At 71.9% G+C, this 26,494-nt stretch carries 27 protein-coding genes; 22 read left to right on the top strand and 5 right to left on the bottom strand.

The features are described 5' to 3' along the window. The first annotated feature begins 16 nt into the window (after positions 1-16). The 5 genes from hflX to BGO91_RS08710 all read left to right on the top strand — a co-directional run bounded on the left by hflX (position 17) and on the right by BGO91_RS08710 (position 6,445). Positions 17-1,528, top strand: a complete 1,512-nt coding sequence (gene hflX, locus BGO91_RS08730) for a GTPase HflX (RefSeq protein WP_290472377.1) — start codon at positions 17-19, stop codon at positions 1,526-1,528. Between the two features lie 87 nt (positions 1,529-1,615). Next, a complete protein-coding gene (locus BGO91_RS08725; RefSeq protein WP_290472376.1) occupies positions 1,616-2,482 on the top strand; it encodes an Ltp family lipoprotein in 867 nt (288 codons plus the stop codon). A gap of 218 nt (positions 2,483-2,700) precedes the next feature. Further along, complete coding sequence (locus BGO91_RS08720; protein ID WP_290472375.1) at positions 2,701-3,663, top strand: methylenetetrahydrofolate reductase; 963 nt, start codon at positions 2,701-2,703, stop codon at positions 3,661-3,663. Then, positions 3,660-6,008 carry a 5-methyltetrahydropteroyltriglutamate--homocysteine S-methyltransferase gene (gene metE, locus BGO91_RS08715; protein WP_290472374.1) on the top strand — a complete coding sequence of 783 codons (2,349 nt, stop codon included), beginning with the start codon at positions 3,660-3,662 and terminating at the stop codon, positions 6,006-6,008. The genes BGO91_RS08720 and metE overlap by 4 nt, the downstream gene beginning before the upstream one ends. 86 nt (positions 6,009-6,094) lie before the next feature. After that, positions 6,095-6,445 (top strand): metallopeptidase family protein, encoded by a 351-nt coding sequence (locus BGO91_RS08710; protein WP_290472373.1) that lies wholly within the window; start codon positions 6,095-6,097, stop codon positions 6,443-6,445. Between the two features lie 113 nt (positions 6,446-6,558). Here BGO91_RS08710 and lexA read toward each other — a convergent pair whose 3' ends face one another. Further along, positions 6,559-7,242 (bottom strand): transcriptional repressor LexA, encoded by a 684-nt coding sequence (lexA, locus tag BGO91_RS08705; RefSeq protein ID WP_290472372.1) that lies wholly within the window; start codon positions 7,240-7,242, stop codon positions 6,559-6,561. Between the two features lie 240 nt (positions 7,243-7,482). Between lexA and BGO91_RS08700 the strand changes: the two genes are divergently transcribed. The 8 genes from BGO91_RS08700 (at position 7,483) to BGO91_RS08665 (ending at position 13,710) form a co-directional block, all read left to right on the top strand. Next, positions 7,483-7,851, top strand: coding sequence for a LysM peptidoglycan-binding domain-containing protein (locus BGO91_RS08700; protein ID WP_290472371.1), 369 nt, complete (start codon positions 7,483-7,485; stop codon positions 7,849-7,851). Between the two features lie 144 nt (positions 7,852-7,995). Then, the gene (locus BGO91_RS08695; protein WP_290472370.1) at positions 7,996-9,108 is read left to right on the top strand and encodes a histidinol-phosphate transaminase; all 1,113 of its coding nucleotides are present in this window, start codon (positions 7,996-7,998) and stop codon (positions 9,106-9,108) included. Beyond that, the gene (gene hisB / locus BGO91_RS08690; protein ID WP_021759758.1) at positions 9,105-9,707 is read left to right on the top strand and encodes an imidazoleglycerol-phosphate dehydratase HisB; all 603 of its coding nucleotides are present in this window, start codon (positions 9,105-9,107) and stop codon (positions 9,705-9,707) included. Before BGO91_RS08695 ends, hisB begins: the two co-directional genes overlap by 4 nt. Next, positions 9,704-10,345 carry an imidazole glycerol phosphate synthase subunit HisH gene (gene hisH / locus BGO91_RS08685; RefSeq protein ID WP_290472369.1) on the top strand — a complete coding sequence of 214 codons (642 nt, stop codon included), beginning with the start codon at positions 9,704-9,706 and terminating at the stop codon, positions 10,343-10,345. The genes hisB and hisH overlap by 4 nt, the downstream gene beginning before the upstream one ends. A gap of 56 nt (positions 10,346-10,401) precedes the next feature. Continuing rightward, the gene (gene priA / locus BGO91_RS08680; protein WP_290472368.1) at positions 10,402-11,148 is read left to right on the top strand and encodes a bifunctional 1-(5-phosphoribosyl)-5-((5-phosphoribosylamino)methylideneamino)imidazole-4-carboxamide isomerase/phosphoribosylanthranilate isomerase PriA; all 747 of its coding nucleotides are present in this window, start codon (positions 10,402-10,404) and stop codon (positions 11,146-11,148) included. After that, a complete protein-coding gene (locus tag BGO91_RS08675; RefSeq protein ID WP_290472367.1) occupies positions 11,132-12,007 on the top strand; it encodes an SseB family protein in 876 nt (291 codons plus the stop codon). The genes priA and BGO91_RS08675 overlap by 17 nt, the downstream gene beginning before the upstream one ends. A gap of 155 nt (positions 12,008-12,162) precedes the next feature. After that, positions 12,163-13,002: an endo alpha-1,4 polygalactosaminidase gene (locus tag BGO91_RS08670; protein ID WP_290472366.1), complete on the top strand. Its 840-nt coding sequence runs from the start codon at positions 12,163-12,165 to the stop codon at positions 13,000-13,002. 87 nt (positions 13,003-13,089) lie between these two features. After that, entirely contained in the window at positions 13,090-13,710 is a 621-nt protein-coding gene (locus BGO91_RS08665; RefSeq protein WP_290472365.1) for an NAD(P)-binding domain-containing protein, read from the top strand. A gap of 21 nt (positions 13,711-13,731) precedes the next feature. Here the strand turns inward: BGO91_RS08665 and BGO91_RS08660 are convergent, their stop codons facing one another. Further along, a complete protein-coding gene (locus BGO91_RS08660; RefSeq protein ID WP_290472364.1) occupies positions 13,732-14,970 on the bottom strand; it encodes an MFS transporter in 1,239 nt (412 codons plus the stop codon). A gap of 79 nt (positions 14,971-15,049) precedes the next feature. On the opposite strand from BGO91_RS08660, the gene BGO91_RS08655 reads away from it, so the two are divergent. The 6 genes from BGO91_RS08655 to BGO91_RS08630 all read left to right on the top strand — a co-directional run bounded on the left by BGO91_RS08655 (position 15,050) and on the right by BGO91_RS08630 (position 21,229). Continuing rightward, positions 15,050-15,943, top strand: a complete 894-nt coding sequence (locus BGO91_RS08655; RefSeq protein WP_290472363.1) for a LysR family transcriptional regulator — start codon at positions 15,050-15,052, stop codon at positions 15,941-15,943. Next, positions 15,940-16,155 (top strand): SCO4848 family membrane protein, encoded by a 216-nt coding sequence (locus BGO91_RS08650; protein ID WP_290472362.1) that lies wholly within the window; start codon positions 15,940-15,942, stop codon positions 16,153-16,155. The genes BGO91_RS08655 and BGO91_RS08650 overlap by 4 nt, the downstream gene beginning before the upstream one ends. Before the next feature lie 52 nt (positions 16,156-16,207). Next, positions 16,208-16,771 carry an HhH-GPD-type base excision DNA repair protein gene (locus BGO91_RS08645; protein WP_290472361.1) on the top strand — a complete coding sequence of 188 codons (564 nt, stop codon included), beginning with the start codon at positions 16,208-16,210 and terminating at the stop codon, positions 16,769-16,771. Positions 16,772-16,856: 85 nt separating this feature from the next. Further along, positions 16,857-20,321, top strand: a complete 3,465-nt coding sequence (locus BGO91_RS08640; RefSeq protein WP_290472360.1) for a bifunctional RecB family nuclease/DEAD/DEAH box helicase — start codon at positions 16,857-16,859, stop codon at positions 20,319-20,321. A gap of 18 nt (positions 20,322-20,339) precedes the next feature. Further along, complete coding sequence (locus tag BGO91_RS08635; RefSeq protein WP_290472359.1) at positions 20,340-20,750, top strand: helix-turn-helix transcriptional regulator; 411 nt, start codon at positions 20,340-20,342, stop codon at positions 20,748-20,750. A 53-nt stretch (positions 20,751-20,803) separates the two neighbouring features. Then, positions 20,804-21,229 carry a VOC family protein gene (locus BGO91_RS08630; RefSeq protein WP_290472358.1) on the top strand — a complete coding sequence of 142 codons (426 nt, stop codon included), beginning with the start codon at positions 20,804-20,806 and terminating at the stop codon, positions 21,227-21,229. Between the two features lie 28 nt (positions 21,230-21,257). On the opposite strand, the gene BGO91_RS08625 is transcribed toward BGO91_RS08630, so the two are convergent. The 3 genes from BGO91_RS08625 to BGO91_RS08615 are packed head-to-tail and all read right to left on the bottom strand — an operon-like array spanning position 21,258 to position 23,652. Then, complete coding sequence (locus tag BGO91_RS08625) at positions 21,258-22,154, bottom strand: sucrase ferredoxin (protein ID WP_290472357.1); 897 nt, start codon at positions 22,152-22,154, stop codon at positions 21,258-21,260. Further along, a complete protein-coding gene (locus BGO91_RS08620; RefSeq protein ID WP_290472356.1) occupies positions 22,151-23,404 on the bottom strand; it encodes a cupin domain-containing protein in 1,254 nt (417 codons plus the stop codon). Before BGO91_RS08620 ends, BGO91_RS08625 begins: the two co-directional genes overlap by 4 nt. Continuing rightward, positions 23,404-23,652 (bottom strand): BatC protein, encoded by a 249-nt coding sequence (locus BGO91_RS08615; RefSeq protein ID WP_290472355.1) that lies wholly within the window; start codon positions 23,650-23,652, stop codon positions 23,404-23,406. Before BGO91_RS08615 ends, BGO91_RS08620 begins: the two co-directional genes overlap by 1 nt. Before the next feature lie 155 nt (positions 23,653-23,807). Between BGO91_RS08615 and BGO91_RS08610 the strand changes: the two genes are divergently transcribed. The 3 genes from BGO91_RS08610 to BGO91_RS08600 are packed head-to-tail and all read left to right on the top strand — an operon-like array spanning position 23,808 to position 26,462. After that, positions 23,808-24,776 (top strand): MetQ/NlpA family ABC transporter substrate-binding protein, encoded by a 969-nt coding sequence (locus tag BGO91_RS08610; RefSeq protein ID WP_290472354.1) that lies wholly within the window; start codon positions 23,808-23,810, stop codon positions 24,774-24,776. 4 nt (positions 24,777-24,780) lie between these two features. Continuing rightward, on the top strand, positions 24,781-25,806 hold the full coding sequence (locus tag BGO91_RS08605; protein ID WP_290472353.1) for a methionine ABC transporter ATP-binding protein: 1,026 nt from the start codon (positions 24,781-24,783) through the stop codon (positions 25,804-25,806). Further along, positions 25,803-26,462: a methionine ABC transporter permease gene (locus tag BGO91_RS08600; RefSeq protein ID WP_021763432.1), complete on the top strand. Its 660-nt coding sequence runs from the start codon at positions 25,803-25,805 to the stop codon at positions 26,460-26,462. The genes BGO91_RS08605 and BGO91_RS08600 overlap by 4 nt, the downstream gene beginning before the upstream one ends. The last annotated feature ends 32 nt before the right edge of the window (positions 26,463-26,494 follow it).

Raw genomic sequence — 26,494 nt, 5'->3', positions numbered from 1 at the left:
GGAACGGGGACGAACGATGACTGAACGAACGAATATCGAAGAACACGAGGCCGACGATGTCGTCGCGCGCGTGCTGGCGACCGAGAAGAACCGCGCGAGCGTGACCCTGTTCGGAACAGGGGCGCAGGCGCTGCAGTCGACGGCGACCGCCGACGGCTCGCACGACGGCGAGCAGTTCGACCGGGAGGAGCGTGCGGCCCTGCGCCGCGTCAGCGGCCTCTCGACCGAGCTCGAGGACGTCACGGAGGTCGAGTACCGGCAGCTGCGGCTCGAGAACGTGGTGCTGATCGGCGTGTACTCGCAGGGCAGCCTGCAGGACGCCGAGAACTCCATGCGCGAGCTCGCGGCCCTCGCGGAGACCGCGGGCGCCGTGGTGCTCGACGGCCTGCTGCAGCGCCGCCCGCACCCCGACCCGAGCACGTACCTGGGCCGCGGCAAGGCGGAGGAGCTCGCGAGCGTGGTCGCCGCCCTCGGCGCGGACACGGTCGTGGCCGACACGGAGCTCGCCTCCAGCCAGCGGCGCGCGCTGGAGGACGTCGTGAAAGTGAAGGTGATCGACCGCACCGCGGTGATCCTCGACATCTTCAGCCAGCACGCCAAGAGCCGCGAGGGCAAGGCGCAGGTCGAGCTCGCGCAGCTCGAGTACCTGCTCCCGCGCCTGCGCGGCTGGGGTGAGTCGATGTCGCGCCAGGCCGGTGGCCAGGTCGGCGGGGCCGGTGCGGGCATGGGCTCGCGCGGTCCCGGTGAGACGAAGATCGAGCTGGACCGGCGGCGCATCCACACGCGGATGGCGAAGCTGCGCAAGCAGATCGCCGGGTTCAAGCCGGCCCGTGAGGCCAAGCGCGCGAACCGCAACCGCAACTCGGTGCCCTCGGTCGCGATCGCGGGTTACACCAACGCAGGCAAGTCGAGCCTCCTGAACCGCGTCACCAAGGCGGGCGTGCTCGTCGAGAACGCGCTGTTCGCGACCCTCGACGCGACCGTGCGCCGCTCGGTGACCGCCGACGGCCGGCTGTACACGCTGGCTGACACGGTCGGTTTCGTGCGCAACCTGCCGCACCAGCTGGTGGAGGCGTTCCGCTCGACCCTGGAGGAGGTGGCCGACTCCGACGTCATCCTGCACGTCGTCGACGGCTCCCACCCCGACCCCGCGTCGCAGCTGGCGACGGTGCGCGACGTGATCGGCGAGGTCGGTGCCCGCGACATCCCGGAGATCGTGGTCTTCAACAAGTCCGACCTGATCGGACCGGACGAGCGGCTCGTGCTGCGCGGCCTGGAGCCCGGAGCGATCTTCGCCTCCGCCCGTACGGGCGAAGGCATCGACGAGGTGCTGGCGGCGATCTCACGACTGCTGCCCGACCTCTCGGTGGAGGTGGAGCTCGTGGTGCCGTACGACCGCGGCGACCTGATCTCGGCCCTGCACGAGCGCGGACGCGTCCTCTCCACGGAGTACGTGGAGGAGGGCACCCGCGTGCACGCGAAGATCATGCCGGAGTACACGGCGGTGTTCGAGCCGTTCGCGGTCTGAGCACGGTGCGGGCCGCCGCCTCGCGGTGGCGGCCCGCCCCCAGTTTTGGTTCCTTTGAGAAAGCTCAGCTTTTGCTAGGTTTGCGCTGTGAACGAAGGAACAAGCGCAGCAGCAGGATGGTACGACGACGGCTCCGGCCGTCTGCGCTGGTGGGATGGGACCCGATGGACCGATGACTACCAGGCGATCGACAACCAGGCGGTCGACGACCAGACGATCAGTGGGCCGCTGACCGCGAACGTGGCTCCGGCCCCCACCGCCGTCGCGTCCAAGGGCGCACCATGGGCGCTCCTCGCCCTCATCGCCGGCATCGTGGCGATCCTGCTCGGCCTCGTCCCCGTGCTCGGCGCCCTCCTCGGGGCCGCGGCCATCGTCTTCGCCGTGCTCGCGTTGCGCGCTCGCCTGTCGAAGGGGCAGAGCGTCACCGGCATCGTGCTCGGTTCGCTCGCTGTCGTGGCCTCCCTCGGGATGACGGTCGGCGTCGCGAGCGTGGCTCCGCGGATCTCGGCGGATGCTCCCCTCGTGGCCCAGTCGACGGTCGAGCCGACGGCGACGCCGCCCGCGCAGCCGTCGCCGACCGCGACGACGCCCCCTGCGCCCACCCCCACGGTTCCGCCCGCCCCTCCCGCGCCGGCGGCTCCGGCTGTCCCCGCCGAGTTCACCTCGGCGCTCAGGAAGGCCGGCTCCTACTCGAGCATGATGCACATGAGCAAGGCCGGCATCTACGACCAGCTCACGAGTCAGTACGGTGAGAAGTTCTCCGCGGAAGCGGCCCAGTACGCGATCGACAACGTCGCGGCGGACTGGGGAGCGAACGCCTTGGCGAAGGCGAAGAGCTACCAGAGCCAGATGAGCATGTCGCCCGAGGCGATCCGCGACCAGCTGGTGAGCGAGTACGGCGAGAAGTTCACGCCGGAGGAAGCCGACTATGCGGTGCAGCATCTGAACGACTGATCCGATCTCGTCGGAAGGCCGGACGGAGCGCGTGTGTCGAATGATGACACCCGCGATTCCGTCCGGCCTTTCCCGTTGCTAGATTCGGCACTCAACCGCAGCGGACGACCGCTCGGTGGTGCGACAGCCGAGCCCGGCACCCGCCCGTGAAACCCTGCCCCTGGCCGTGAGGTCCGAGGCGGGGTGTCCGTGCCGCTGATCGACCACCTGAGGACCTCATGAGCTGTACCACCGCGCGGTACTCCTTCGAGCTCTACCCGCCGCGCAACGAGCGGGCGGCCGCCGCGCTGCCCGCCACCATCGACCGGCTCGCCGCTGCGCGCCCGGACTTCATCTCCGTGACCTACGGGGCGAACGGCTCCTCCCGCACGTCGTCGCTCGACGTGCTGCGCCACATCCTGGAGCGCACCGACGTCAGCCCGATGGCGCACCTGACCTGCGTGGGATCTTCGCACGAGGAGGCCAACCGCCTCATCCGCGAGTTCCTCGACGCGGGGGTGCGCCGGTTCCTCGCGGTGCGCGGGGATCCGCCGGAGGACGCGGCGCCGGGCGAGGACGGTATCGGCGACATCCACAGCTCGGCCGAGCTCGTGCAGCTCATCCACCGGGTGCAGGCCGAGCGGGTCCCGTACGGCGAGCTGCCGGTGCCGGGGCTGCCCGCTCAGGCCGTGCTCGCGCACCGGGAGCACGTGCAGATCGCGGTCGCCGCCTTCCCGAACGGGCATCCGGCCTCGCACTCGATCTCCCAGGACATCGACGCGCTCCTCGCGAAGCAGGCGGCCGGCGCGAATCTCGGCATCACGCAGCTCTTCTTCCACGCGGAGGACTACTTGTCGTTCGCGCAGAAGGCGAAGGATGCGGGCGTCGCGTTCCCGATCCTGCCCGGCATCATGCCCGTGACCTCGCCCGCCCGCCTGAGCCGGATGCTCGAGCTGAGCGGCGAGGACCTCCCGAGCGATCTGGCGATCCAGCTGGAGGTCGAGCCGACCGACGAGGGACGCCGCGAGATCGGCATCGAGTGGGCGGCCCGCCTCGGCCGCCGGCTGCTCGACGGCGGCGCACCGGGCCTCCACCTCTACACCTTCAACCAGAGCGAGGCGGTGCTGTCGGTCCTCGACCGGATCGGCGCGCTGCCCGCCCCCGACTCCACCTCCTCCGCAACCGAAAGGGAACCAGCATGACCTCCACCTCCCGCGCCGCCTTCCCGGCCGGAACGATCCTCGGCTACCCGCGCATCGGGCGCCGCCGCGAGCTCAAGAAGGCCGTCGAGTCCTTCTGGGCCGGCGCCATCACGGCGGACGAGCTGGAGGCGACCGCCGCGGGCCTGCGCGCTGCGACGCGCGAGCGCCTCGCCGCCCTCGGCCTGGGACGCGACGACGCCGCCATCCCGGAGAGCTTCAGCTACTACGACCAGGTGCTCGACGCCGCGGTCGCCGTCGGAGCCGTGCCGACCCGGTTCGCCGGGCTCGTCGGGGCGGACGGCACCGTCGACCTCGCCGGCTACTTCACCATCGCGCGCGGCGAGGGCGACAACGCGCCGCTCGAGATGACGAAGTGGTTCGACTCCAACTACCACTACCTCGTGCCCGAGATCGGACCGGAGACCGACTTCCGCCTGGCGTCCGACCGCCTGGTGCGGGAGTTCGAGGAGGCGCGCGACGCCGGCTTCGTCACCCGCCCGGTGATCGTCGGACCGGTGACGTTCCTCCTCCTGAGCAAGGCGTCGGACGAGGCGCCCGAGGGCTTCCGTCCGCTCTCGCGCCTGGCGGACCTGCTGCCGGTGTACCGCGAACTGCTCACCCGGCTCGGCGCCGCTGGCGCACCGTGGGTGCAGCTGGACGAGCCGGCGCTCGTCAGCGAGAGCATCGAGGAGCCGCGGGCGGAGGTGCTGGAGGCGCTGCGCACGGCGTACGCCGACCTCGGCGCCGTCGCCGAGCGGCCGGCCCTCTTCGTGGCCGCGCCCTACGGCAGCCTGGACGACGCCCTCCCGGTGCTCGCCGCGTCGCCGGTGGAGGCGATCTCCCTCGACCTGGTCCGCGGCTCCCTGCCGACGGGGCTCGACGCGCAGACCGCCGGTTCGCTCGCGACGAAGACCATCGTCGGCGGCGTGGTCGACGGCCACAACATCTGGCGCGGCGACCTGGAGGCGGCCTTCGGCTCGCTGACCGAACTGCTGTCGCTGAGCCCGGACGTCGCGGTGTCCACCTCCACCTCGCTCCTGCACGTGCCGCACGACGTCGAGGACGAGCCGGAGCTCGACGGGCGCCTGAAGAGCTGGCTCGCCTTCGCCGACCAGAAGGTCGCGCAGATCGCGATCCTCGCCCGCGGGCTGGTCGACGGCCACGAGTCGATCCAGGACGACCTGACGGCGGCCACGGCCTCCCTCGCGGACCGCGCCTCCGCTCCCGGCGTGCGCGTCGACGCGGTGCGGGCCCGGGAGGCGGCGCTCACCGAGGCGGACTTCCGCCGCGGCGCGTACGAGGACCGCCTGGCGGCCCAGGACGCGGCCCTCGGCCTGCCGTTCCTCCCGACCACGACCATCGGCTCGTTCCCGCAGACCGGGGACATCCGCCGCTCGCGCGCCCAGCTGGTGAAGGGCCTCATCACCGAGGCGGAGTACCTCGCCCGCATGCAGGCGGAGATCAAGCGCGTCGTCGACCTCCAGGAGGAGATCGGGATCGACGTCATCGTGCACGGCGAGCCCGAGCGCAACGACATGGTCCAGTACTTCGCCGAGAACCTCGACGGCTTCGCGGTCACGCAGAACGGCTGGGTGCAGTCCTACGGCTCCCGCTGCACGCGGCCCTCGATCCTGTGGGGCGACGTCTCGCGGCCGAAGCCCATCACGGTGGACTGGTCGACCTACACGCAGAGCCTGACCGAGAAGCCGGTCAAGGGGATGCTGACCGGCCCGGTGACGATCCTCGCGTGGTCGTTCGTCCGCGACGACCAGCCGCTCGGCGAGACCGCCCGCCAGGTCGCCCTCGCGCTGCGCGACGAGATCGAGGACCTGGAGTCGGCGGGCATCCGCGTCGTCCAGGTCGACGAGCCCGCGCTGCGCGAGCTGCTCCCGCTGAAGCGTGCGGCACAGGACGACTACCTCGACTGGTCGGTCGGCTCCTTCCGCCTGGCGACCGCGGGTGTCCGCGACGAGACGCAGATCCACACCCACCTCTGCTACTCGGAGTTCGGCGTGGTGATCGACGCGATCCGCAACCTCGACGCCGACGTGACCAGCATCGAGGCCGCCCGCAGCCGGATGGAGGTCGTCCACGACATCCAGACCTCCGGATTCGAGCACGGCATCGGCCCGGGCGTCTACGACATCCACTCGCCGCGCGTGCCGTCGGTCGCCGAGGTCACCGAGCTACTCGAGACCGCGCTCAGCGCCATCCCGGGCCGCCAGCTCTGGGTCAACCCGGACTGCGGTCTCAAGACGCGCGGCTACGACGAGACCGTCGCCTCGCTGCGCAACATCCTGGAGGCGACGCGCGCCGTGCGCGAGCGGGCCTCGGTCGACGCGTAGCTAGGACTCCGGGGTCGCGGCCCCGCCGGTTCCGCCGTGGGCGGACGGCGGGACGCGACCCCGTCTCCGTGCGTCAGGATGGGCGCATGGTGCAGATGACGGACGCTGAGTTCGAGGAACTGGTGGGCGCGGTGTTCGACGCGCTGCCGGACGCGATCGTCGGGAAGCTCGACAACGTGGCGTTCCTCATCCAGGATCAGCCGTCGGGGGACCGGCCGCGGCTGTTCGGGCTGTACAGCGGGCGGCCGATCACGACGCGCGGCGTGTACGGCTTCGGCGAGCTGCCGGACCGGATCACCCTGTTCCGCAACAACCTCGAAGCGAGCTGCTCCAGCCTGGACGAGCTGCGCGCGCGGGTGCGCGTGACGCTGGTGCACGAGATCGGCCACTACTACGGGCTCGACGACGCGAAGCTGCAGGAGCTCGGCTGGGCGTGAGGGCCCGCCGCACATTCGTCACAAAAGTGGCTTGTGAGGCGCGCTTTCGCGCCATTTGGCACAAATGTGGGTTATGACGCCGCTATAAGCGACATTTGGCACAAATGTGGGGGTCAGACGGCGCGGAGGACCGCGACGACCTTGCCGAGGATCTGGGCGAAGTCGCCCACTATCGGCTCGAAGTTGGAGTTGCGCGGCAGCAGCCAGGTGTGGCCATCGCGCTGACGGAACACCTTGACGGTGGCCTCCTCGTCGAGCATGGCCGCGACGATGTCGCCGTTCTCCGCCGTGTTCTGCTGGCGGACCACGACCCAGTCGCCGTCGGTGATGGCGGCGTCGATCATCGACTCGCCCACGACCTTCAGCATGAAGAGGTCGCCGTTGCCGACGAGCTGACGGGGGAGGGGGAACACCTCCTCGACCTGCTGCTCGGCCGTGATCGGCACGCCCGCGGCGATGCGCCCGACGAGGGGGACCATGGCGGCGTCGCCGACCGGGGTCTGGTTCTCGTAGTCGACCGACTCGGAGGACGGGGACGGCAGGTCGATCAGGATCTCGAGGGCGCGGGGACGGTTCGGGTCGCGGCGGAGGTAGCCGCTCAGCTCCAGCTGGTTGAGCTGGTGGGTCACCGACGAGAGGGAGGAGAGCCCGACCGCGTCGCCGATCTCGCGCATGCTCGGCGGATAGCCCCGCTGGCTGACGGACTTCTGGATCACGTCGAGGATCGCGAGCTGCTTCTCGCTGAGGTTCTTGCGGCGGCGCGTGCCCCCTCGTGGAGCCTGGTTCTCGTTCGACACGCTCGTCCCTTCGTGACCTCGACCGCATCCGCTCGTCTCGAATGTCGGTGGTGCCTGGAAAGGTGAAGTCCAGACAATCGAAACTGTATCCACGATACGGCCGGAAACAAACATGTGTTCGAGTGTGTCTCGAAATCCGTGGGCGAATTCCTCCACCGCATCGGCTCTTGCGGTTTCGAACATTCGAAGATACATTCGGAACAAAGCTTCGCATCCGCGTTGCACGAGGAGGTCACAGCCATGAGCACGACGGCGATGGTGAGCAGCACGATTCCCGCTTTCCCCGCGGGTGCACGCACGCGGCTCCGTCTCACGCGGCGCGGTCGCGCCGTCCTGACGGCGCTCGTCGCCCTTCCCCTCGTCATCGGCGCCCTCGCCTTCGCTCTCAACGGCGGGGGAGCGGTCGCCACGAGCGAGCAGACGCACGTCAGCTTCCAGCACGTGACGGTTGAGTCCGGCGACTCGCTCTGGTCGGTCGCCGAGCGCGTCGCGCCGAGCGCCGACCCGCGCGATGTCATCGCCGCTCTCGTCCAGCTCAACGGCCTCGACGCGTCGGGTGTCGTCTCGCCCGGCCAGCAGCTCGCCATCCCGGCGCAGTACGCGCACTGACGCTCGCGCGGCGGTGAACGTCGCGCGGCACTTACCCTCGCGCGGCGCTGACCCTCGCGCGCCGCTGACGCTCGCGGCGGTGACCGTCCCGCAGCCGTTCGTCATGTGGGATGAGCTGCACCGGCGCATGGCTAGCATGGATGGGTGACCTCCCTCTCCGACCTCCCGATCCGTGACGATCTGCGTGGACGGACGCCGTACGGCGCCCCGCAGAAGTCCGTTCCCGTCGCCCTCAACGTGAACGAGAACACGCATCCGGTCCCGGAGGACGTCGCGGCCGACATCGTCGCCCGCGTCGCCGTCGCCATCACCGGCGTCAACCGCTACCCGGACCGCGAGTTCACCGAGCTGCGCGAGGCCTTCGCGCGCTACCTCGGCCACGGCCTCGACGCGAGCCGGATCTGGGCGGCGAACGGCTCCAACGAGGTGCTGCAGCACATCCTGCAGGCCTTCGGCGGACCGGGCCGGAGCCTGCTCGGCTTCGCCCCGACGTACTCGATGTACCCGCTGCTCGCCTCCGGCACCGGCACGAGCTGGATCGCCGGGGCGCGCGACGCCGACTACGAGCTCACGCCGGAGACCGCCGCCGCCGAGATCCGTCGCGCCGATCCGGACATCGTCATCCTCTGCTCGCCGAACAACCCCACCGGCACCCCTCTCGACCTGGCGACCATCGAGGCCGCCTACGATGCTGCGCGCGGGATCGTCGTGGTCGACGAGGCGTACGCCGAGTTCATGCCCGACGGCGAGCCGTCGGCCCTCACCCTGCTGGACGGCCGGCCCCGCCTGCTCGTCTCGCGGACCATGAGCAAAGCGTTCGCCTTCGCGGGCGCCCGCGTCGGCTACCTCGCCGCCGACCCGGCCGTCGTCGACGCTCTGCGCCTCGTGCGCTTGCCCTACCACCTCTCCGCGCTCACCCAGGCGGCCGCGCTCGGCGCCCTGGCCCACTCGGACGAGATGCTCGCGATGGTGGGCGAGATCCGCCTGCAGCGCGACCGCCTGGTGACCGAGCTCGCGCGCCTCGGCTACGCGCCCCACCGGAGCGGGAGTAACTTCGTGCTCTTCGGGGGCGTGGCGGACCCGCACGCGGTCTTCGAGGCGCTGCTGGAGCGGGGCATCCTGATCCGCGACGTCGGCATCCCGAACCACCTGCGGGTCACCGCGGGGACCGAGGCCGAGACGACCGCCTTCCTGGAGGCGCTGGCCGCCCTCGGGCGCCCGTCCGGCTCCTCCGCCCCAGTAAACTCGCAGTCATGACGAATCGCACCGCCAGCCTGCAGCGGGAGACCAGTGAGTCGAGCATCGAGCTGAGCCTCGACCTCGACGGGACGGGCGTGGCCGACATCGCCACGAGCGTGCCGTTCTACGACCACCTCCTCACGGCGTTCGCGAAGCACTCGCTGACCGATCTGCGCGTGCGCGCCAACGGCGACACCGAGATCGACGTGCACCACACCGTGGAGGACGTGGGCATCGTGCTCGGCCAGGCGATCCGCCAGGCGCTCGGCGACAAGAGCGGCATCTCCCGGTACGGCGACGCGCTCGTGCCGCTGGACGAGGCGCTCGTGCAGGCCGTCGTCGACCTCTCCGGCCGCCCCTACCTCGTGCACACGGGGGAGCCGGCTGGGTTCGAGTTCCACCTGATCGGCGGCCACTTCACCGGCTCGATGGTGCGGCACGTCTTCGAGGCCATCGCGTTCAACGCCGCGATGACCGCGCACATCACCGTCGTCGGCGGTCGCGACCCGCACCACATCGCCGAGGCGGAGTTCAAGGCGTTCGCGCGCGCGTTCCGCCAGGCGAAGGCGCTCGACCCGCTGGTGTCGGGCATCCCGTCGACCAAGGGCGCGCTGTGAGCGTTTCGGGCACCCCGGACGTCGTGGTCCTCGACTACGGCTCGGGCAACGTGCACTCCGCCGTCAAGGCGCTCGAGGCCGCCGGCGCGAACGTCGAGCTGACGGGAAACCGCAAGCGGGCGCTGGAGGCCGACGGCCTGCTCGTCCCCGGGGTCGGAGCGTTCGCCGCGGTCATCGACGCGCTGCGTGCGTCCCACGGCGACGAGGTCATCGACCGCCGGCTCGCGGGCGGACGCCCCGTGCTCGGGATCTGCGTCGGGATGCAGGTGCTGTTCGAGCGCGGCGTCGAGCACGGCGTGGAGACCGAGGGGCTCGGCGAGTGGCCGGGCACGGTCGACCTGCTGCAGGCCGACGTGGTCCCGCACATGGGCTGGAACACGATCCAGGCTCCCGAGAGCTCGCGACTCTTCGCCGGGCTCCACGACGAGCGCTTCTACTTCGTCCACTCCTACGCCGCGCAGGACTGGACCCTCGAGGTGACCGGCCCCTTCCCGAAGCCGCACGTGACCTGGGCGGAGCACGGCTCGCCGTTCATCGCGGCGGTGGAGAACGGGCCGCTGAGCGCGACCCAGTTCCACCCCGAGAAGTCCGGCACCGCCGGCATCCAGCTGCTGCGCAACTGGCTCGGCACTCTCTGACCGACGCCGGAGCGCGTCACCCCGTCCGCCGTCGCGGACCCGAACGAGGAAACACAGTGAGCGAATTCAACAACACGCCCAAGCTCGTCCTGCTCCCGGCGGTCGACGTCGCGGACGGCAAGGCCGTGCGCCTCACGCAGGGCGAGGCCGGCAGCGAGACGAGCTACGGCGACCCGGTCGACGCGGCCGCCGAGTGGGCGGACGCGGGTGCGGACTGGATCCACCTCGTCGACCTCGACGCCGCCTTCGGGCGCGGCTCGAACCGTTCGCTGCTGAAGAAGGTCATCCGCCAGGTGCGCGGCGTCAACATCGAGCTGTCCGGCGGCATCCGCGACGACGAGTCCCTGGAGCAGGCGCTCGAGATCGGCGCGACCCGCGTCAACCTCGGCACTGCGGCGCTGGAGAACCCGGAGTGGGCGGCGCACGTGATCGGCCAGTACGGCGAGGCCATCGCCGTCGGGCTCGACGTACGCGGCACCACGCTCGCCGCCCGCGGCTGGACGCAGGACGGCGGCGACCTGTGGCAGGTCCTCGAGCGCCTCGAGGACGCCGGCTGCGCCCGCTACGTCGTCACCGACGTCACGAAGGACGGCACCCTGCGCGGGCCGAACCTCGATCTGCTCCGCGAGGTCATGGACCGCACCGAGCGCCCCGTGGTCGCCTCCGGCGGCATCGCGAGCCTGGACGACATCGCCGCCCTGCGCGAGCTCGTCTCCCTGGGCCTCGAGGGCGCGATCGTGGGGAAGGCGCTCTACTCCGGGGCGTTCACGCTGCCCGAGGCGCTGGATGTCGCGGGATACTGACCCGGCGGACGGCCGCGACGCGACGGGCGACGCGGCGGGCGGCACCGGCCGCGCGCCCGGGCGGCCCACGGAGAAGGGCGCCGATCGGCTGAAGCACTTCGCGGCGTCGCTCGGCGACTCCGCGGGTCAGCCGTGGGAGGGCCGGGAGTTCGACGACAACCCGTTCGGCGACGACGACGGGACGGCGCCCCCTGCGCTCCTCGGCGCACTGGCGGCCTTCCGCGCCGGCGAGGTCGGACCGGAGGCCGTGGTCGACGCGCTCCGCGCCTCCCGGCTCCTGATCCCGCTGGTGGCCGAGCTCGGCGACGAGGGCACGACGGAGGCCGGCCTCACCGTCGACAAGTCGCAGGAGCTGTCGATCGTGACGGTCTCCGGCCCGGACGGGCGCAGCGTCCTGCCCGTCTTCTCGTCGGTCACCGCGATGCAGACCTGGAACCCGGCCGCGCGTCCGGTCCCCGCCGACGGACGGCGGGTCGCTCTCGCCGCCGCCTCGGAGGAGACCGAGATCGTCGTCCTCGATCCGACGAGCGAGACCGAGTTCGTGCTGCGCCGCCCGGCCGTCTGGGCCGTCGCGCGCGGGGAGCGGTGGCTGCCGAGCGACCGCGATCCCGAGGTGTTCGCCGCGTTCGACGCGTCCATCGCCACCGAGCTGGGTGTGCACGCCGTGCGTCTCGCCGCAGGCGATCCCGGGCACCGGTTCGCGGGCGAGGAGCTCGTCGTGCAGCTCGCGCTCGCGAGCGGACTGACGCGGGAGGAGCTCGACGCCATCCTGGCCCGGCTGGCCCAGCGCTGGGCGGCGGACGACGTGATCGCGACGCGGGTGGACTCCCTCCGCGTGCAGCTGGTCGCGGCGGACTAGCGACGACCGGTCGAAGACCCGTCTTGCATCGCCTCCCCGCGCTCTCGTAGTCTGAACGCGCCGTGGAGAGCCCTACCGGTCGCCGAAATGATCGAACGCCGGGCGTGACGCCAGAGATGAAGCTCGAGGCGGGGCATCCACAGATCGGAGCACCGATGCGTGCCTCATCCCGTACAGCCCTGACCACCCTCCTCTCCGCCGGAGCGATCGCCCTGTCGATCGTCGCGGGCGGGACCGCCGCGCAGGCGGCGACCCCGGCACCGCCGCCGGTGAACGCGCAGTTCGACTACCAGATCGGCGGCGCCTACACACCGGCGGCGTCGGTCGGCATCGTCGACCGCGACCACACCGCGTCGCCCGTGGCCGGCAAGTACAACGTCTGCTACGTGAACGCGTACCAGACCCAGCCCGACGACACCACGACGTGGGCGGGCGCGAACAGCGACCTCATCCTCCGCAACGCGAAGGGCGTGAAGGTCGGCGATCCGGAGTGGAACGAGTACCTGCTCGACACCTCGACCCCGGCCAAGCGCACCCGGATCGCCGCCATCGTCAACGGCTGGATCGACTCCTGCGCGACCAAGGGCTTCCAGGCGGTCGAGCCCGACAACCTGGACTCCTGGACGCGGTCGAAGAGCGGCGGCACGCAGCTCCTGACCAAGCAGAACAACATCGATCTCGCCACTCTGCTGGCCGCCCACGCGCACCAGAAGGGGCTCGCCATCGCCCAGAAGAACACGACCGAGCTGGGCTCGGCGGGCAAGAACACGATCGGGTTCGACTTCGCCATCGCGGAGGAGTGCCAGTTCAACACGGAGTGCAGCGCCTACACCTCCGTCTACGGCAACAATGTGATCGAGATCGAGTACACGGACAACCCGCGCTCGGCGTACACGCAGGCGTGCGCCGCGCAGGGCAAGAACATCTCCGTGATCCTGCGCGACCGGGATGTGGTCGCCAAGGGCGACAGCGCGTACCGCTACGAGTACTGCTGAGCGACGGCTGCGGCCGGGGACGTCTGCGGCTGCGCGCGCAGCCGCGGACGTCCCGTGCCGTCGCCGTCACCGTGGAAGGGAGACGCCGTGAGGATCGGCATTCTGGGCACCGGTGCGATGACGGAGGCCCTCGGCCGGCGGCTCGCCCGGGCGGGTCACGACGTCGTGGTCGGCTCGCGCGATCCGGAGCGGGCCCGCGGGCTCGCGCGCGCCATCGGGGCCCTCGACGGGACCGATCACCGCGGGGCGGCCGCCTCCGACGCCGTGATCGTCGCGGTGCAGGATGCCGTGGCCCTCGAGCTCGTCCGATCGCTGGCCGCCGAGTTGGAGGGGCGGGGGCTGATCGACATCGGCAACCCGATCGACCCGCCGCACTTCGAGAGCCGCTACGGCGCGGGTCCGTCGCTCGCCGAGCGGATGGCGGAGGCGGCTCCCGGGGCGCGCGTCGTGAAGGCGTTCAACACCGTCTATGCCGAGCTGCTCGCCGACGATGCGGACGAGCGGGTCCAGGTGCTGCTCGCCTCCGACGACGACCCGGCCAAGGAACTCGTGGCGGGTCTCGTCACGGAGATCGGGTGCGAGCCGTTCGACGTGGGCCCTCTGCGGACCTCCCGGCACCTGGAGCGGCTCGCCGGCTTCGAGGTCGATTTGGTCGAGCGCGGATACGCGCGCGCCACGGCGGTCCGGATCGTGGACCGCCGCGGCTGACGCGCCCTCGCAGGCGCGGGGTCAGGCCGTCCGCAGCATCCGCAGGCGCCCGAACAGTGCGAGCACCCCGACGACGCCGACGAACACCACGAGGACGGGGACCAGGGGCCAGACGATCAGGGCGACGCCGACCAGCAGCACCGGCAGCGCGAGCCCCACGTAGGCGACCAGGAAGATCGCGGCCAGGACCTCCCCGCGACGTTCGGGCGCGGCCAGGGCGGCCGTGGCGGCGATCGCGGAGCGGAACAGCAGGCCGACCCCGGCCCCCGCGAGCACGCCGCTGACCAGGAAGACCGCCAGCGACGCGAGGAGGACGCCGGCCGCGAGGCCCACGAGGCCGGTGAGCATCAGGACCAGGGCGAGGACCAGCTGGGCCCGCATCCGGAGCCGCGCGAACACGATCTGGGACAAGGCCGACGCGGCGAAGACCGTGAACGGGACGGCGCCGGCCAGCAGATGCGACGACTGGTGCAGCACGCCGGAGACGACGCTCGGCGCGAGCGAGGTGAACAGGCCGAAGACCGCGAATCCGGCGAACGCGGCGATCGCGGCGGCGGAGAAGGCGCCGCGAGCCGACGCCGGCAGCGACACCCTCTGCGGCCGGTAGGCGGGGCGCTCCTCAGCGCGCTCGACCGTCTCGGGGACCAGCGCGACGGCCAGCGCCGCGACGGCGAGCAGGACGAGGAACACGACGTAGGGGAGCAGCAGGGGCGCCGGCAGGAACTGCGCGAAGGCGCCGCCGATCAGCGGCCCGAGTGCCAGGCCGCCGGTGTTGACGACCGTGGACACCGTCCCCGCCAGTCGCGGGCCCTCGGCGGGGCGGGCGACCGCGCGCAGCTCGCTCAGGTGCGCGGTGGCGCTCGCCGTCAGCGCCCCCACGCCGATCCCGGAGAGGATGCGGGCGACGATCAGTCCGGAGACGTCGTTCCAGACGAGGAAGACGACCGCGGCCAGCACCTCGACGAGGACGGCGATCAGCACCATCCGCCGCCGGCCGGCCCAGTCGCTGAGGTGGCCGATCAGGAACAGGCTCGCGATCACTCCGACGGCGTACGCGGCGAAGACGACCGTGACGACCCAGGTGGGGAACCCGTCGCGCGCCTGGTAGAGCGAGTAGAGCGGCGTCGGCACGGTGGAGAAGGCCATCACGGTGAGGAACGCGGCGGCGATGACCCAGAAGCCCGTCCCGTGGCGGAACCGCCAGCGCCGGACGGGGGAGGCGGGGAGGGACGAGGTCTCGGGTTCGCGGATCGTGCTCATGGTTCCGAGGATGCCCCCGATCCATGATCGAGTCCAACGGATAACGTCGATACCTGCGATCGATGGATACGATTGCCGCATGGACATCCGACAGCTCGAGTACCTCGTCGCCGTCGCCGAGGAGCTGAACTTCACCCGCGCCGCCGACCGCGTGTACGCCGCGCAGTCGACGGTGTCCGCGGGCATCCAGGCCCTCGAACGCGAACTGGGCGCCCCGCTGTTCGACCGCGACCCCCACGGGGTGCGCCTCACCTCCGTCGGCGAGGCGGTGCTGCGGGAGGCGCGCGGCGCCGTCGACGCGATCGACCGGATGCGCGATGCGGCCCGCGGGGACGGTGAACTGCGCGGCATCGTGCGCGTCGGCATCTTCACCAACCTCACCATGATGGATCTGCCCGGGATCATGGGCGCGTTCCACCGGCGGCACCCCCTGGTCGACCTCCGGCTCGGTCCCTCCCCGAGCGGCTCGACCGGATTGGCCGAGGAGGTGCGCCAGGGCCGGCTCGACATCGCCTTCGTCGGTCTGCCCGACCGGCTGCCCGGTCTGCTCGAGCACGAGCTCGCCGTCTCGCCGTTCGTCGCCCTGCTGCCCGCGTCGCATCCCCTCGCCGGTCGTGCGGAGGTGTCGCTGTCGGAGCTGGCGGAGGAGCAGTGGGTGGATGCGCGCGAAGGCTTCGGCAACCGCGTCACCCTCGACCGGGAGCTGGCCGCGCGCGGGATCGTGCGGCATGTGCCGACCGAGCTCTCCGACCTCGGTGAGATCCCGCGGTTCGTCGCCGCCCGCCTCGGCGTCGCCGCGCTGCCCGAGCTGACGGTCATCCCGGCGGAGGGGGCGGTCGTGGTCCCGCTGCGGGAGCGGATCGAGTGGCGGCTGGGGACGATCGCCCGGCCGCGCCCGAGTGCGGCCGCCGCGGCCCTGCTCGACCTCGTGGCGGAGCGGTTCGCGCCGTCCCGTACGCTGGAGGGACGATGACCGTCTTCGCCGCCCTCGTCCTGTTCCTCAACGCGCTCTTCAACGTGTTCGCGTGGCCGCGCTTCTTCACCCGCGTCCGCAAGGACCCGCGTGCGCGCGACGCCGCGGGCAAGGCGACGCCGTTCCTCGTGGTGCACGCGGTGCTCCTCGGGGTGGCGCTGCTGCTCGCGGTGCTCTCCGCCGTCGCGGGCGTCCTGCTGCTCGTCGCCTGACCCGTGGCCGGGCGACCGTGCGCCGCCGCCGACGCCGTGGGACGATGAGGGCATGGCAGTGAACATCACGGGCGACGCGGCCGCGGACGCCCTGCTCGACAGCTCCCCGTTCGCCCTCCTCGTCGGGATGCTGCTCGATCAGCAGGTCCCGATGGAGACCGCCTTCGCCGGCCCGGCGAAGCTGCGCGACCGTCTCGGTGAGCTCGACCCTGCGCAGATCGCGGCGCTCGATCCCGACACGCTCACCGCGGCGATGAAGCAGACGCCGGCCGTGCACCGGTTCCCGGGGTCGATGGCCGGGCGCGTGCAGGCGCTCGCCGCCGCCATCGTCTCCGACTGGGGCGGCGACACCGCCGCGATCTGGACGCGCGACGATCCCTCGGGCGCGGAGGTCCTGCGCCGCCTGAAGGCGCTGCCGGGCTTCGGGGAGCAGAAGGCGAAGATCTTCCTCGCCCTGCTCGGCAAGCAGAAGGACCTGCAGGCGCCGGGCTGGCGCGAGGCGGCGGGCGACTACGGCACCGAGGGCTACCGTTCCGTCGCGGACATCGTGGACGCCGACTCGCTCACCCGCGTGCGCGAGCATAAGCGCGCGATGAAGGCCGCCGCCAAGGGCTGACCGGCGGGCCCGTCCGCCGCTGGGCCGGCACGGTGGTGTCGGTGGTTCCCGATAGGTTGAGGGGACTCGACGGAAGGGGCTGCGCGTGTTCGTGCTCGACGGAGTGATCGTCACCAGCGCCAGCGACCTGACCGAGGCGTCGAAGTGCGAGTTCGCCTTCCTGCGCGCACTCGACGTGAAGCTGGGGCGGATCGAGAAGGCGCCCGAGATCGAGGATCCGATGTACGTGCGGTCGTCGCGCCTCGGCGACGAGCACGAGCACCACATCCTGGAGCGCTACCGCGAACGCTTCGGCGCGCAGGTCGCCGAGATCGAGCGGCCGGAGTCGCTCACGGCCGACGCGCTCGCCGCGGCCGTGGCCGAGACCTCGGCGGCGTTCGAGGGCGGGGCCGAGGTCGTCTTCCAGGCGACCTTCTTCGACGGCGCGTTCGTCGGGTTCGCGGACTTCGTCGTGCGCCGTCCCGACGGCCGCTACCGCGTGCAGGACTCCAAGCTCGCCCGCAGCGCGCGGGTGACGGCGCTGCTCCAGCTCGCCGCGTACGCCGACCAGCTGCGGCGGCTCGGCGTCGACACCGACGAGACGGTCGAGCTGCTGCTCGGCGACGGGTCGGTGAGCGAGCACCGCCTCTCCGACATCGAGCCGGTCTACCGCAAGCGGCGGGCGCGCCTGCTGAGGGTGATCGACGCGCACCTCGCCGATCAGGGGCCCGTGGCCTGGGGCGACCCGCGCTTCACGGTCTGCGGGCGGTGCGACACCTGCGACGCCGAGGTGCAGGCGGCGCGCGACGTGCTGCTCGTGGCCGGGATGCGGGTGACGCAGCGCGAGCACCTGATCGCCACGGGGCTGAACACCATCGACGCCCTCGCCGACTCCACGGGACCGGTGGAGGGGATCCCCGAGGGGACGCTCGACGGCCTGCGCGAGCAGGCGCGGCTGCAGCTGCGCGCGACGCCGGGGGAGGTGCCGCCCGTGCGCGTCTACAACGCACCGGTGCTCGCCGCCCTGCCGCACCCCGACGACGGTGACCTCTTCTTCGACTTCGAGGGCGACCCGCTCTACACCGAGGGTGCGGGGGAGCGCTGGGGGCTCGACTACCTGTTCGGCATGGTCGACGTGAACGCCGAGTTCACCGCGTTCTGGGGCCACGACTTCGCGGAGGAGCGGCTCGCGCTGGAGGCCTTCCTCGCGTTCGTGAAGGAGCGGCGCGCCCGGTACCCGCGCATGCACATCTACCACTACGCCGCCTACGAGCAGACGCACCTGCTCGCGCTCGCCGCCCGGCACGGCGTCGGCGAAGAGGAGGTCGACGGCCTGCTGCGCGACGGCGTGCTGGTCGACCTCTACCCGCTGGTGCGCAAGGCCGTGCGCGTCGGATCGCGCTCGTACTCGATCAAGAAGCTCGAACCGCTCTACATGGGCACCGAGCTGCGCGAGAGCGAGGTGACGAACGGCGCCGACTCGATCACCGAGTACGCCAATGCCCGCGACCTCCTGGCCCTCGGCCGCGAGGAGGAGGCGCAGCCGCTGCTCGACGCGCTGGGCGACTACAACCGGTACGACTGCGTCAGCACGCTGCGCCTGCGGGACTGGCTGCTCGCCCGGGCCGCGGAGAACGGCATCCCCGTCGGCACGGCGCCGGCCGACGAGCTGGAGGCCCCGCCGGAGGAGTCGCCGCTGCGCGCGGCGCTCCTCGGCTACGCGGGCGACCCGCTCGACCCGCACCGCACCCCGGACCGCGCGGCCGTCGCGCTCGCCGCCGCCGCGATCGACTTCCACCGGCGCGAGCAGAAGAGCTTCTGGCAGTCGCACTACGCCCGCCTCATCCAGCCGATCGAGGAATGGGCCGAGACCCGCGATGTGCTCGCCGTCGACACGGTCCGCGTGGTGCGCGACTGGTACCAGGACGACGGGCAGCGCGTCGAACGGCGCGAGCTGCTCCTGAGCGGTCGCTGGGGCCCGGGGAGCGCCGTGCGGGTGAGCGAGCGCGGCGGACCCTTCCTGCTCTACGAGTTCCCCGGCCCGTTCCGCCAGCCGCGCGCCCAGCCCGGCTCGCGCACCGCGCGCACGGTCGCCGTGATCGGCGCGACGGAGGATGGATCGGTCGTCGTCCGCGAGACGCTGCCGCGGGACGTGCTGCCGTACCGCGACGCGCCGACGGCGCTGACCCCCGCCGCGCCGCCGGACGCGCGCCGGCTGGGCGAGGCCATCCGCGAGTGGGGCACCGGGCTGCTCGCCGCGCTCCAGGCCGGCACCTGGCCGGTCGACGCGACCGTCGACCTCCTGCGCCGCACCCCGCCGCGCACCGTGTCGGCCGCACTCGCCGACGAGGGGCCGAGCGACGGGAGCGGGCGGATCGCCGCGGTCGTCGCCAGCCTCCTCGACCTCGACCGCTCCTACCTCGCCGTGCAAGGGCCGCCCGGGACGGGCAAGTCGTACCTGGGGGCCCACGTGATCGCGCGCCTCGTCGCCGAGCACGGCTGGCGCGTGGGCGTGGTGGCACAATCGCACGCCGTCGTGGAGAACCTCCTCGATCGCGTCGTCGCCGCCGGCCTCGACCCGGCGCGCGTGGGCAAGGTGGCGTCGGCCTCCGCCGCCCCGGACGAGGAGCGCGCCTACACCGTGCTGCCGCCGGACGGCCAGCTGCTCTTCGCCGAGGACAACGCCGCCGGCGGCTTCGTGCTCGGCGGCACGGCCTGGGACTTCGCGAACCCGGCCCGCGTGCCGCGCGACAGCCTCGATCTGCTCGTCGTCGACGAGGCCGGGCAGTTCTCGCTGGCCTCCACCATCGCCGTCGGCGTCGCGGCGGCCAACCTGCTGCTGCTCGGCGACCCGCAGCAGCTGCCGCAGGTGAGCCAGGGGCGGCATCCCGAGCCCGTCGACGGGTCCGCGCTCGGCTGGGTGAGCGACGGTCACGACGTGCTGCCCGCGGAGTACGGCTACTTCCTCGCGGAGAGCCGGCGTATGCATCCGGCGCTGGCGGAGGCCGTGTCGGTGCTCTCGTACGAGGGCCGCCTGCACGCCCACCCGGATGCGGGCCGGCGGCTGCTGGCGGGTGTCGACCCCGGGATGCATCCGGTCCCGGTCGTGCACGTCGGCAACGCGACGGCGTCGCCGGAGGAGGCGGCAGTGGTCGTCGACCTGGTGCGGGGAGCGCTGGGCCGGTCGTGGAGCGATCCGTCCGCGGGCGTCGAGGACCAGCCGCTCGGCCCGGAGGACGTCATCGTGGTCACCCCGTACAACGCGCAGCTGGTGGAGGTGCGCGCGGCCCTCGACGCGGCGGGCCATCCGGCGGTGCGCGTCGGCACCGTGGACAAGTTCCAGGGCCAGGAGGCCGCGGTCGCGATCGTGAGCCTCGCCGCCTCCAGCGCCGCCGACGCCCCGCGCGGCATGTCCTTCCTGCTGATGAAGAACCGGCTGAACGTCGCGATCTCGCGCGCCAAGTGGGCCGCATACCTCGTCCACTCGCCGGAGCTGGCCGAGTTCCTGCCGACCACCCCGACCGGCGTCACGGAGCTGAGCGCGTTCATCCGTCTGGTCGAGGGCGACTGAGACGGCTACGGTGGACCCATGAGTCCCGAGGAGCTGGAGACGCTCGTCGCGCTCCGGCGCGCACGCGACCTCATCGACCGCGACTATGCCAAGCCGCTCGACGTGCCGACGATGGCCGCGCACGCCTTCATGTCCGCCTCGCACTTCTCGCGACAGTTCCGCGCCGCCTACGGGGAGACGCCCTACAGCTACCTGATGACGCGGCGCATCGAGCGGGCGATGGCGCTGCTGCGCGCGGGGATGAGCGTGACCGACGCGTGCATGACGGTCGGCTGTACCTCGCTCGGCTCGTTCAGCGCCAAATTCAGTGAGCTCGTGGGGGAGACGCCGACCAGCTACCGATCGCGCGAGCACCTGTCGGTCGCGGTGATGCCGGACTGCATCGTCAAGCAGCGCGTCCGCCCGGTGCGCACCCACCAGCACGGCTGAGTCGAGCAGTTTTGGAGAAGCGGGGCCGTGGCACCGCTTTCTAGAGTGAAGCCATGAGTATCTCAGTCCACTTCGTCGACATCATCGCCACCGACCCCGCCGAGTCCCTCGTGTTCTACCGCGACGCGCTGGGCCTCGACGTCCTCAACGACGTCGCCTACGACGGCCACCACTGGATCACGATGGGCGTGGCCGGGGAGCCCGGCTCGCAGATCGTCATCTCGGACCCGTACGCCGGTCGCCCCCAGGCGGACGGCGACGCCCTCGCGGCGCTGGTCGCCAAGGGCACCCTGCCCGGCGTCGTCTTCAGCACCGACGACGTCGACGGGCTCTTCGAGCGGGTGCGCGCCTTCGGCGCCGAGGTCCTGCAGGAGCCGATCGACCAGTTCTACGGCTCGCGCGACTGCGCCTTCCGCGACCCGTCCGGCAACCTGGTCAAGATCCAGCAGTGGGGCGTGGACGCGGCGCAGACCGCGTAACGATCCGCCGCGACCTCGGAGCGCCGGCTCAGGCCGGGCGCACCGACCCGGGCACGAACTCTCGCACCGGGTGCGCGATCGTGGCCGCACAGGTGCTGAGCAGCGGTTCGGAGAGCCGTTCGGCGACCTCCACCACCACCGTGCCGCCGTCGTGCGCGAGCTCGACGGTCCAGCCGTGCGGGTGCGGGCGCTCGGAGACGACCCGGTAGGCGTCGATCGCGTCGTCGCCCGAGACATCCCGCGCGAAGGCTTCCGCCGCCTGCGCGACCGTGGTGAGGGAGGTCCGGCCGCGCAGAAAACGCGGGTCGACGCGTCCGTCGGCGTAGCGGGCGACCACCTCGGAGGCGTCGGCGGCGGGGACGCCTCCGTAGAGCAGCCCGTGCGGGAAGACGATCATCGTGGCGGCGAAGCGGTCGCCGCCGAGGTGCGAGCACTCCCACGTCTCCTCGGGGAAGGCGTTCGCGAGGGCCTCCACCACCGGGCGGCCGCGGACCGCGCAGCACTGATCGTGCCGGGCATGCGTGCAGACGGCGTAGACCGGCCGTTCGCTGGGCTCCCCGGCCGTCCCGTCCAGCGGAAGGGTCAGGAGGTCGCGCGGGTCGTCCACCCGTCCCCACCGGATGGACGTGCGCCCCGGCCGCGCATCCACCAGGGCCCAGCGCCAGGTCTCCTGGGCCCGGCGCTCTCCGGCGCGCAGACCCGTGCGCCGGATCGCGAGAGGCCGGATCCCCGCCTCCTCCGCCCGGGAGACGAGGGCGGCGCCGACCGCCGGGTCGAGGGCGGAGTCGAAGAACGCGTGGCGCCCCCAGCCGCTCTCGATCTCGACGAGGAGCCAGCGCTCGCCGAATCCGGCCGTTCCCGGCAGCGGGTCGCCGCGCTCGCGGGCGCGGTCGCTGCACGGCAGCCAGCCGGGCGCCGGCGTCACGGCTCGTCGACCACGACGACACCCTCCCGTAGCAGGCGGCGCGCGACCACGACGGCGGACTCCGGGTCGAGGGAGGGAAGCTCGCCGACCACGACCGGTGTGCCGTCGAGCAGTCGCTCCACGGCCGCGCGGGCGGCGATCGGCAGCGCGACGGTGCGGCCCGGGAGGCGGACCGTCACCGTCTCCACCTCGACCGTGACCGTCGGCCGCAGACCTGCGCGCGCGGTGACGACCGTGCTGCCGTCCAGTGCGCCGGCCGCCTCGATCGTCGCCAGCGGCCGCACGGCTGCGGGCGGGGAGTCGCGCCGCCGACGCGCCCGCAGCCGCCGCCCCACCGCGTCGGCGATGAGCGCGCGGCGTGCCGGATCATCGAGGGCGTCGCGCAGCGCGTCGAGCGCGGCGTCGACCTCGGGGTCGAGCAGGGACGCGTCGTCCGGGTCGAAGCCGAGGGGGAGGGAGGCGCGGAGCGACGGGATGTCCGCGGCGCTCGTGACCGCGGCCTCCACGATGTCCGTGCGCGTGTAGGCGGCCACGCCCACCGTGAGGTGGATGGAGAGCTCGCCGAGCGCGGTGGCGGAGTGGATCCAGCCGCGCGGCAGGTACAGCGCGTCGCCGGGCCGGAACGTCTCGTCGATCGCGGGCGTCTCCTGCGCGCGAGCGGCGACGGCGGTGCGGTGGTCGGTCCAGGGCTGGTCCCGCAGCGGGTCCGGGTGGACGGGCTCGTGGATGCGCCAGTGCTTCTCGCCGGCGATCTGCAGCACGAACACGTCGTGCACGTCGTAGTGCGGATCGAAGCCGCGCGACGAGGCGGGGGTGATGTAGGCGTTCACCTGGCAGGGATGGCCGAGCTCGGCCGACAGCGCCCGCGCGAACGCGGCGATCGGCTCCCAGGTGCGGTGCAGCCCCTGGAGGACGAGCGTCGCTCCGGCGGCCAGCTCGGCGAGCACGCGCTCACTGGCGACCTGGTCGCCGACCTCCGCGCCGAACCCGCCCCCGGACGTGTAGCGCGCGGGAGGGAGGACGTCGCCCTCCTTCGCCATCCGGACGAACGGCGTGCGCAGGGCACGCGCGGCGACGAGCTCGTCGACGTCCTCACTGCTGAACAGGTCGGAGAAGTCACCACCGAGATCGGCGGCGCGGGTGAAGAGGGGGCGCCGCGACCAGTACTCCGACGCGAACGCGTCACGCGGGATCGCCGTGCAGCGCGAAAGCGCGGGCCGGTCGCCCGGCCCGCGCTCGTCGGTCGCCATCAAGCGGACCCGTCGGCTCCGCCGTCGTGCCCGTTCGGGGTGGCGCCGCCGTCGGCGGGGCCTTCGCCCGCCGATCCGTCGGCTCCTCCGTCGTGGCCGTTCGGGTTCGCTCCGCCGTCGGCCGGGCCTTCGCCCGCCGATCCGTCGGCCCCTCCGTCGTGGCCATTGGGGTTCGCTCCGCCGTCAGCGGGGCCTTCGCCGCCGCCGCTGGCGTTCGTGGTGATGTCGTCGTCGTCGATCGCGCCCATGTGGGCCTCCACTTCGCTCGGTGCTCGCCACACTACGCGCGCTCGTCACATTTCGGAACGCACTTTGACCCTCCACCGCGCGGCTGCGAGGCTGGTTCCACCGGCGGACGAACACCGGTATCACATTCCCCCCTTCACAAGAGAGAGGCACAGCCATGCCCGACGCCACCCCTCCTGCCGGCTCCCCGACGCCGGCGCTGCCCGAGAAGCCGAAGAAGTCGAAGGTCGGCTGGATCGCCGGCATCGCCGTCGCGGTCGTCGTCGTGATCGTGGCCGCCGTGCTGATCGCCGTGAACGTCGCCGCCGACGGCTCCTCGCAGGCCGCCGGCTCGAAGAACGTCACCGTGAAGATCGGCACCACCGAGCAGGCCGCCCCCTACTGGGCCATCCTGAAGAAGAAGGCTGCCGCCGAGGGCATCACCATCGACGTCGTCGGCTTCAGCGACTACACCCAGGCCAACCCGGCGCTCGCCGACGGCCAGATCGACCTCAACCTGTTCCAGCACCTCCAGTTCCTCGCGAACTACGACGTGCAGGCGAAGCAGAACCTGGTCCCGATCGCCTCGACGCTGGTCGTGCCGCTGCCGCTCTACTCGCACAAGTACGACTCGGTCGACGCGATCCCGCAGGGCGCCCAGATCGCCATCCCGAACGACGCGACCAACCAGGCCCGTGCGCTGCTCGTGCTGCAGAAGGCCGGCCTCCTGAAGCTCAAGGACGGCGGCAACACGCTCGCCACCCCCGCCGACATCGACGCCTCCGCCTCGAAGGTCACGGTCATCCCGGTCGACGCCGCGCAGACCGCCCCGGCGCTCAACTCGGCCGACGGCGCGATCGTCAACAACAACTTCGCCCTGACCGCCGGCATCGACCCGAAGTCCGCGATCTTCCAGGACGACCCGAAGTCCGAGACGGCCGAGCCCTACATCAACGCCTTCGTCTCCCGCGAGAAGGACAAGGACAACGCGACCTACCTCAAGATCGCGGAGCTCTACCACTCCAAGGAGGTCACGGACGCGGTGCTCGCGGAGTCGAAGAACACCGCGGTGGTCGTCGAGAAGCCGCAGGCCGACCTCATCGCCGTGCTCGACAAGCTGAAGAAGAACATCGAGGCGGCGAAGTAGCCCGGTGAGCCCCATCATCGAGTTCCGTGGCGTCACCAAGAGCTTCCGCTCGGGTGACGCCACGGTCGCGGCCGTCGAAGGGATCGACCTCGCCATCGAGCGCGGCGAGATCTTCGGCATCATCGGCTACTCCGGCGCCGGCAAGAGCACGCTGCTGCGGCTCATCAACGCGCTGGAGCACGCCACGAGCGGCACGATCGTGGTCGACGGCCGGGAGATCACCGCTCTGAAGGAGCGCGACCTCCGCAGCGTGCGCGCGGGGATCGGGATGATCTTCCAGCAGTTCAACCTGTTCCGCTCGCGCACCGTCTTCGGCAACATCGCCTACCCGCTGAAGGTGGCGGGCTGGCCGGCCGAGAAGCGCAAGGCGCGGGTCGCCGAACTGCTCGCCTTCGTCGGCCTGACCGACAAGGCGTGGTCGTTCCCCGACCAGCTCTCCGGCGGCCAGAAGCAGCGGGTCGGCATCGCCAGGGCGCTCGCGACGAACCCGGACATCCTGCTCGCCGACGAGGCCACCAGCGCGCTCGACCCAGAGACGACGGCGGACGTGCTCTCGCTGCTCAAGCGGGTCAACGACGAGCTCGGCGTGACGATCGTCGTGATCACGCACGAGATGGAGGTCGTCCGCTCGATCGCCGACCGGGTCGCCGTGCTCGACTCCGGGAAGGTCATCGAGCAGGGGACGGTGTTCGAGGTGTTCTCGAACCCGCAGACCTCCACCGCCCAGCGGTTCGTCGGCACGGTGCTGCGCAACCAGCCCGGCGCGGCGGACATCGAGCGGCTGCGCGGCAAGCACTCCGGTCGCATCGTCTCGGCGCGCGTCGCCGACGACGGCCGCCTGGGCTCCGTGCTCTCCGACGCGGTCGGCCGGCACGGCGTGCGGTTCGAGATCGTCTACGGCGGCATCTCCGCCCTGCAGGGCCGGTCGTTCGGCAGCCTCACGCTCGAACTGATCGGCGAGCCCGCCGCGGTGGATGCGCTGATCGCCGAGCTCCGGACCGTCACCGACGTCGAGGAGGTGTCCGCATGAGCGACTGGTCCACTCTCTGGCCCGTCTACCTGGACTCGATCGGCCAGACGCTCTGGATGGTCGTCGTCACCCTGGTGCTGGGCGGCATCTTCGGCCTCGTGCTCGGCGTGCTGCTGTACACGACCCGCAAGGGCGGACTGCTCGAGAACCCGGCCGTGTTCACCGTGCTCAACATCGTGGTGAACTTCATCCGGCCGATCCCGTTCATCATCTTCATGACCGCGATCGCCCCGCTGACGCAGGCCGTGCTCGGCACGTTCCTCGGCACGCCGGCGGCGATCTTCCCGATGACGATCGCCGCGACCTTCGGCATCTCGCGGATCGTGGAGCAGAACCTCGTCACGATCGAGCCCGGTGTGATCGAGGCGGCGCGGGCGATGGGCTCGCACCCCCTGCGGATCATCGCGACCCTGCTGATCCCGGAGGCGCTCGGGCCGCTGATCCTCGGCTACACGTTCATCTTCGTCGCCATCGTGGATCTGTCGGCCATCGCGGGCAGCATCGGCGGCGGAGGCCTGGGCAACTTCGCGATCGCCTACGGTTACCAGCGCTACGACTGGGCGGTGACCTGGATCGCGGTCATCACCATCGTGATCCTGGTGCAGGCCGCGCAGTTCCTCGGCAACTGGCTGGCGCGCAAGGCGCTGCGCCGCTAGCCGCTGCGCCCTCCCGGGACGTCTGCGCCTGC

The sequence above is a fragment of the Leifsonia sp. 71-9 genome (assembly GCF_001898805.1).
In the GTDB taxonomy this organism is placed as follows: domain Bacteria; phylum Actinomycetota; class Actinomycetes; order Actinomycetales; family Microbacteriaceae; genus Leifsonia.
The sequence above is the reverse complement of the archived record's forward strand: the minus strand, read 5'-3'. Positions and strand labels throughout refer to the sequence as shown.

Excerpts from the sequence above, each read along its gene's own strand:
- BGO91_RS08635 (WP_290472359.1), top strand. The coding sequence starts at position 20,340 with ATGAGTCCCGAGGAGCTGGAGACGCTCGTCGCGCTCCGGCGCGCACGC.
- BGO91_RS08700 (WP_290472371.1), top strand. The coding sequence starts at position 7,483 with ATGAGCACGACGGCGATGGTGAGCAGCACGATTCCCGCTTTCCCCGCG.
- BGO91_RS08720 (WP_290472375.1), top strand. The coding sequence starts at position 2,701 with ATGAGCTGTACCACCGCGCGGTACTCCTTCGAGCTCTACCCGCCGCGC.
- metE (WP_290472374.1), top strand. The coding sequence starts at position 3,660 with ATGACCTCCACCTCCCGCGCCGCCTTCCCGGCCGGAACGATCCTCGGC.
- hflX (WP_290472377.1), top strand. The coding sequence starts at position 17 with ATGACTGAACGAACGAATATCGAAGAACACGAGGCCGACGATGTCGTC.
- BGO91_RS08645 (WP_290472361.1), top strand. The coding sequence starts at position 16,208 with ATGGCAGTGAACATCACGGGCGACGCGGCCGCGGACGCCCTGCTCGAC.
- BGO91_RS08670 (WP_290472366.1), top strand. The coding sequence starts at position 12,163 with ATGCGTGCCTCATCCCGTACAGCCCTGACCACCCTCCTCTCCGCCGGA.
- BGO91_RS08620 (WP_290472356.1), bottom strand. The coding sequence starts at position 23,404 with ATGGCGACCGACGAGCGCGGGCCGGGCGACCGGCCCGCGCTTTCGCGC.
- BGO91_RS08710 (WP_290472373.1), top strand. The coding sequence starts at position 6,095 with ATGGTGCAGATGACGGACGCTGAGTTCGAGGAACTGGTGGGCGCGGTG.
- BGO91_RS08650 (WP_290472362.1), top strand. The coding sequence starts at position 15,940 with ATGACCGTCTTCGCCGCCCTCGTCCTGTTCCTCAACGCGCTCTTCAAC.
- BGO91_RS08675 (WP_290472367.1), top strand. The coding sequence starts at position 11,132 with ATGTCGCGGGATACTGACCCGGCGGACGGCCGCGACGCGACGGGCGAC.
- BGO91_RS08615 (WP_290472355.1), bottom strand. The coding sequence starts at position 23,652 with ATGGGCGCGATCGACGACGACGACATCACCACGAACGCCAGCGGCGGC.
- BGO91_RS08610 (WP_290472354.1), top strand. The coding sequence starts at position 23,808 with ATGCCCGACGCCACCCCTCCTGCCGGCTCCCCGACGCCGGCGCTGCCC.
- BGO91_RS08630 (WP_290472358.1), top strand. The coding sequence starts at position 20,804 with ATGAGTATCTCAGTCCACTTCGTCGACATCATCGCCACCGACCCCGCC.
- hisB (WP_021759758.1), top strand. The coding sequence starts at position 9,105 with ATGACGAATCGCACCGCCAGCCTGCAGCGGGAGACCAGTGAGTCGAGC.
- BGO91_RS08655 (WP_290472363.1), top strand. The coding sequence starts at position 15,050 with ATGGACATCCGACAGCTCGAGTACCTCGTCGCCGTCGCCGAGGAGCTG.
- BGO91_RS08600 (WP_021763432.1), top strand. The coding sequence starts at position 25,803 with ATGAGCGACTGGTCCACTCTCTGGCCCGTCTACCTGGACTCGATCGGC.
- BGO91_RS08660 (WP_290472364.1), bottom strand. The coding sequence starts at position 14,970 with ATGAGCACGATCCGCGAACCCGAGACCTCGTCCCTCCCCGCCTCCCCC.